Origin of the sequence: Lutibacter sp., assembly GCF_040883305.1 — a bacterium.
In the GTDB taxonomy this organism is placed as follows: Bacteria; Bacteroidota; Bacteroidia; order Flavobacteriales; family Flavobacteriaceae; genus Lutibacter.
Window position 1 is genome coordinate 1 of record NZ_JBFLKT010000445.1, and the last position, 5072, is coordinate 5072.

4 protein-coding genes and 1 pseudogene are annotated in these 5072 nt (G+C 27.5%); all 5 read right to left on the minus strand.

The annotated features are described in order from the left end of the window. Positions 1-150: pseudogene (locus tag AB1Z17_RS14315) on the minus strand (gfo/Idh/MocA family oxidoreductase); the annotation flags it as partial. A gap of 96 nt (positions 151-246) precedes the next feature. Further along, positions 247-1257 (minus strand): glycosyltransferase family protein, encoded by a 1011-nt coding sequence (locus tag AB1Z17_RS14320; protein ID WP_368052447.1) that lies wholly within the window; start codon positions 1255-1257, stop codon positions 247-249. 35 nt (positions 1258-1292) lie between these two features. Next, the gene (locus AB1Z17_RS14325; protein ID WP_368052448.1) at positions 1293-2156 is read right to left on the minus strand and encodes a UDP-2,3-diacylglucosamine diphosphatase; all 864 of its coding nucleotides are present in this window, start codon (positions 2154-2156) and stop codon (positions 1293-1295) included. Between the two features lie 92 nt (positions 2157-2248). Then, positions 2249-2848: an alpha-ketoglutarate-dependent dioxygenase AlkB gene (locus AB1Z17_RS14330; RefSeq protein ID WP_368052449.1), complete on the minus strand. Its 600-nt coding sequence runs from the start codon at positions 2846-2848 to the stop codon at positions 2249-2251. A gap of 26 nt (positions 2849-2874) precedes the next feature. Further along, on the minus strand, positions 2875-4695 hold the full coding sequence (locus AB1Z17_RS14335; protein WP_368052450.1) for a cation:proton antiporter: 1821 nt from the start codon (positions 4693-4695) through the stop codon (positions 2875-2877). Positions 4696-5072: the final 377 nt, after the last annotated feature.

Consider the following 5072-nt stretch of genomic DNA (forward strand, 5'->3'; position numbering starts at 1 on the left):
CTTTTTAACATGATGTCTTTTCGCATAATCTGCGGCTTTTTCTTTATCACGTCTCATAACAGCAGCCAATTCAAAACCTTCAATTTTGTAGTAAGGAGGTCCACTTTTTACTTCTGTTACATCTCCGCATCCAATAATTCCCCAACGCATTATTTTTGTAGTTTTATGTATTTAATAATCCTCTAAATTTAGAACTACTAAATTTGACATTTTTTATCACATATACAATAAAGCAACGCTTTTAATTTAAATAAATAGAATTTCCTCTTCAAAAATATAATCATATAGTATATGATCTATTATTTGTTGCGTTTCATTTGGAAACTCTAGATTTAGTTGATAATTGCTTTCAATCCAATTTTTAATTTTAGGAATTTGTTTTGTTTTTAAAGATTTTATAACGGGAACACCTAATTCCTCTAGAGCAGCTGCATTAAAGTGTTGTTCGTATTGATTTTTCATAGGAATTACCAATAATTTCTTTTTTAGAAATATTGCTTCGGCAGGAGTTTCAAATCCAGCTCCACAAATAATGCCTTGGCATGAAGCTAAACTTTTTTCAAACTTTTTACTGTTTATTGGTTTAATATATACATTCTTTTTTTGATAATATTTTTTAGTATTTTTCGAAAAAACTTTCCATTTTATTCCTTTAATTTTAGACAAAACTTCAATTATTTTTTTATCAGAGTATGCTGGTAAATAAACAGTATAATGATCTTTCTCTGTTTTTTTTAACAATCTAATATCTGCTCTAATGATAGGCGTATATACTTTTTCGTTATATTTTTTAAAATGAAATCCGTAAATGTTTGAACATTTAGCATAGTTTTTTATTATAAACCTTCCTATTAAATCTCTATGCGATGGTTTAGGAACATTTTTAGTGTACAAAGTACCTTGATGACTTAGAGAAATACATTTTACACCTCTTAAAATACTTGCCCATGCTGTTATTGGTTCAAAATCATTAATAACCAAATCATATTCTTGAACTGGACAATTTTTTATTTCCTTAAATACTTCAAATATTGAGTTCTTTTTAAATGTTTTTAAAAAGTCTATTCCTCCATTTTTTCCAAAATAAAAACTTATACCCTTGTATACATATTTTATATTATAAGGCAATTTAATTTCAGACTGAGTTCCGCTAATTAAAATATCAACCTGTGCTCTTTTTAATAAAGCAGGTAAAATTTCTTTTGCTCTACTTAAATGTCCATTTCCAGTGCCTTGAATAGCGTATAATATTTTCATTCTAAACTTTAAATTTAACTTTTAACCCTCTTATTTTATTTGTTTAAGTAAAAATCTGCTACCAATTCTCCAAATATTTGCTTTGCTGTTTTATCAATAACATCTACCTCTATAACTTTTTCTTTTGCAATATTATTATTGTAATGAGTATCACTATATTTATAAATATTCCATTTATTTTTATGATATTCTAAAGATGTTAGGTTTTCTACCCAATCACCAGAATTTAAATATGTTACAGCACCTTTATCATTTTTTACTTTTTTTATATCAGGTTTATGTATATGCCCACAAACTACAAAATCAAACTTATTATCTATTGCAATATTAGTAGCTGTTTCTTCAAAATTATTGATAAATTTTACAGCAGACTTTACACTATCTTTTATTTTTTTGGATAAGGATATTTTCTCTTTTCCAAAAATTTTACTTATAAAATTAACTCCTCTGTTTATTAAAATTAGTATGTCATAGCCTATTGCACCAAGTTTTGCTAACCATTTTGAATGTTGCATTGTAACATCAAAAATATCTCCATGAAAAAACCACGCTTTTTTACCATTCAATTCTAATACTACTTTATTTTTAATTGAAAATGAACCTATTTCAAAATCAACAAATTTCCGCATCATTTCATCATGATTTCCGGTTATATAATATATTTCTTTGCCTTCGGAAATCCACCCAAAAATATATTTAACAATTTTCATGTGAGATTTTGGCCAATACCGTTTACTAAATTGCCAAATATCAATTATATCTCCATTTAAAATTACTCTTTTTGGATTAATACTTTTTAAATAACATAGTAGCTCTTTTGCATGGCAACCATACGTGCCTAAATGAATATCTGAAATAACAACAAGGTCTATTTTTCGTTTCTTTTTATTAGAATCCACTAAAAACAATTTAAAAATAATTATTTGCAAGAAAAAAAATAGTTATTACTAGAATGTTTTGAAAATATTATTTTTTTGTTAAACGTAAGTATTTAAATAATACTCCTAAAGGTTAAGTTTATTCTTGGGTTTTGTACTTTTTTAGTTTTCGGTAAACTATGAATCCATTTATGCTGTGTTTCGCCTTTCATAACTAACAAATTTCCAGATTGTAATAAAACATCAACTTTTTGTTTAGTTTCTTTATGTTTAAATGAAAACTTTCGAGTTGCTCCAAAACTAAGCGAAGCAATAACTGGATTTACACCTAATTCTTTTTCATTATCTGAATGCCACGCCATTCCTTCATTTCCATTATGATACAAATTTAACAAGCAAGAATTAAATTTTTCGCCTGTTTTCAACTCTAATTTTTTTTTTAGTTTTAAAATTTCAGGTGTCCAAGTCAACCCAATTTTTTTTGTGTTCGAATAAGAATACTCGATATTTTCATCACCAAACCATGCTACTTTTCGTTTGGTTGTAATTTGTTTGCCAAAAAGTATTAGTTCATCGTGTTTCCAAAAATCAGAATCTAAGAATTTCTTAAAATAATATTGGCATTCATCATTATTTAAAATTAAACCATAATTTAGAACTTCTCCATCAAAAGGAAGTATGTTTTGGAGCGGATTGGAAGTAAATAAATCCATTGCAATACAACTACTATTCTAAAAAGTTAAATAATTGTTTTACCGATATACATTAAAGTTGTTCCTTTTTCTATTAAGAAATCTTTTGACAAGGAAGAAATAATATGAATCTCATCATTATTATCTTTAATAAACAATGGAATTGCATGTGGTTCATCATTTATTTCTTTTAGCAAACTTTTATAATGTTCATTGGAATTAATAGCTACTTCATTTACTAATGGAAAATCTCGGACTATTTCACTAAGATTTAAAAAATCATCTTTATGCGTAAATAAATAGTCTTTTGGTTTTAAATCCCCAGATTGCATTTCGTCTGTTGAGATAATTCTAAATGCTCCATTTTCTCCAAAAATTGAAGAAAACTTATCTATTGCATATTCATTTATTGCTGCTCCACCAGTTAAGGCTAATAAATAACCAATATCATTTAATTCCACATCCTCCAGTAATTCATCAGAATAAATATTACCATCAATAGCTTCGAGTCCCAGACTTTTAGCTTTATTTATATTATCGGGATTGTTATCTATTAATACTACTCTTCTATTATTCTTTTTAAGATATGTTGCAATTAATCGTGCAAAATTTGATGCTCCAATTATTATAATTCCATTGGAGGTTTTTAGAAATACACCTACCAGTTTCGCAAATAATCGCGCTGTAGTTGCATTTAAAAGTACTGTTCCAAGCACAATCATAAATACCAAAGGAGTAATATATTCAGCTCCTTCTACCCCAGCTTTTAACAACTTACTTCCAAATAAAGAAGCAATACCTGCAGCAACAATTCCACGTGGACCTACCCAACTTATAAATATTTTTTCGTTGGTTTTTAGTTTTGAGCCTGTGGTACTTAAAAATACCGCCAGTGGTCTAATAACTAAAATAACGATACCAAACAATATTGCAGTTTCCCAATTATACAACAACATCATATCTTCAATATTTATATTGGCTGACAATAAAATAAATAGGATTGATATAAGCAGGACGCTTAAAGATTCTTTAAAATATAAGAGTTCTTTTATATTCTCTAGTTTGTTATTTCCTAAAACCATTCCCATAACAACTACTGCTAATAAGCCTGATTCATGTGCAAAAACTTCAGATTCAACAAAAACCAATAATACGGTGGATAATGAAACTACGTTTAATAAATAATGTGGAATCATATTTTTATTGATAGCAAAAGCCAAGGCGTGAGCAAAGGTAAAACCAAAGGTAGTTCCAAATAACAGAATTTTTCCAAATTCTATTAAAGCAGTTCTTGTAAAACCACTTCCTCCACCAACACTAATAAATTCAAAAACCAATACCGCAACCAAAGCTCCAATTGGATCAATTAATATTCCTTCCCATTTTAAAACTGCTGAGACATTCTTTTTTAAGGGAATGTTTCTTAATATAGGTGTTATAACGGTTGGTCCAGTTACAATAATTAATGCAGCAAATAAAAACGATAATTCCCAACTTAAATTAAAAACGTAATGTGTAGTAATACCAGCACCAAAAAATGTAATTGCGGAACCTAAGGTAATTAGTTTGGTTATTACAGGACCAACAGATTTAATTTCACTTCGTTTTAGTGTTAAACCTCCTTCAAACAGAATAATACTAATTGCTAAAGAAACAAAATAGTACAATCCGTCTCCAGGAAACAATCCTTTTTTACCATTCCAAACTGGTTCAATCCATTTAGAACCATCTTCAGATAAAAATTCGGCAGCAATTGGGCCTACCAACAATCCAATTAAAATTAAAGGTAAAATTGCAGGTATTTTAAATCTCCAAGCAACCCATTGCGCTAAAATTCCTAAAATAATTATTCCGGCTAGTTCTAACATAGTTATTTTTAGAATATTAATTTATTAATAGATGTAAAGGTTGCAAGATAAATATAATTTACCATTTACTAAATGGTTTTTTTAATAATGAAAATTTATCTCAATCCATTGTGTTATACAATCCACTTTAAAAAAGTTCTTTTTTAAAAATAAGAAGTGATGTTTTAGGCAATTTTTTATAAAAAAAAGGACTAACAAAAAATATTTCCATTTATATACTAAAGTTTTGTAATTTTAAAACTTCTAAATTTCACAAAACTTATGAAAACATCACAAATCCTTTTTCTATTAATTTTTGCATTGATTTCTTGTAAAAATGTTTCAGAAAAAAATATTGTAAATAATACAACGCCTCAACTGGAAACAGATTTAATAGC